The organism is Mesorhizobium sp. B283B1A, assembly GCF_020165735.1.
GTDB classification, from domain to species: Bacteria; Pseudomonadota; Alphaproteobacteria; order Rhizobiales; family Rhizobiaceae; genus Mesorhizobium; species Mesorhizobium opportunistum.
Map to the genome: position 1 here is coordinate 1 of NZ_JAIUIQ010000092.1, position 1,171 is coordinate 1,171.

Below are 1,171 nucleotides of genomic sequence, written 5' to 3' on the forward strand. Positions count from 1 at the left end.
GGGATTGTTGCAAAATTGGGTGGATGTGATTCCCTGTTTTTGAACAGGGGATCGTGCAATGACGACGAAGCCGAGCGGTCAGTTCAGTTTTGTGGAGGCTCTGCTGCCGCAGGGTCTTGGTCGGAGCGGCCGACTGGACCGTTTGTCGTCGCTGGTGAAGTGGTATCGCTTCGAGAAGATCCTGGCGCGGCTGCGCTCGCCGGCCGGACCAGGCCGGCCGGCCTACAATTCGCTGGTGATGTTCAAGGCGCTTCTGCTGCAGTCCTTGTATGGACTGTCGGACAGCGAACTGGAGGAGGCGCTCGCCGATCGGCTGTCGTTCCGCCGCTTCGTTGGGCTGACGCTCGAGGAGACGGTGCCCGACCACACCACGCTCAACCGCTTTCGCAATCTTCTTGTCGAGGCCGGGCTTTTGGAGAAGCTGTTTGGCGAACTGGACCGGCAGTTGGACAAGGCTGGGCTGATCCTGCGGCGCGGTACGATGCTCGATGCCACGGTGATCGAGACGGCGGCGGCACGGCCACCCAGTGGAGCGGCGCAAGAGGCGGGCGAGTCCGGCGATCCCGATGCCGGCTTTACACGCCGGCAAGGCAAGCCTGGCTTCTCCTATGGCTACAAGGCCCATGTCGGTGTCGACCAGGGCTCTGGCCTGATCCGCCGGGTGAGAACGACAGCGGCCAACGTCAACGACACGGTCGAGGCGGATCATCTGATCTGTGGCGACGAAGGCGCGGTGCTGGCGGATGCGGCCTATCACACCAAGGCGCGCCAGGCATTGCTGAGAGAGCGCGGGATCAAGCCAAGGCTGATGCGGCGCGCCAACAAGCATCATCCGCATCTGCCGGCGCGCCTGAAGCACTTCAACCGGCTGATCGCGCGGCAACGCTTTGCCGTCGAGACGACCTTTGCCACCTTGAAGAACCGCATGCGGCTTTGCGCCATCCGCTACCGCGGCCTGGCCAAGGCGGCAGGACAGATCCTCATCGCCGCCATGGCCTTCAACATGCGCCGCTGGGTGACGCTGGCGACCTGATACAGGGCCGCATTGCGCCCGAAATCCGCCAAATACCTCAAACCTCAACCCATTCGGCCCCAAACCCGAGCCGAAAACCCCTCCGTATTGCCCTTGCCTTCTCCTCTCACGCCCGGAGATCAATAACGCAACGGGCCC

Annotated in this window: 1 pseudogene; it reads left to right on the top strand. The window is 63.3% G+C overall.

The features are described from left to right. Positions 1 to 58: 58 nt before the first annotated feature. Positions 59 to 1,024: pseudogene (locus LB577_RS33035) on the top strand (IS5 family transposase); the annotation flags it as partial. Between the last annotated feature and the right edge of the window lie 147 nt (positions 1,025 to 1,171).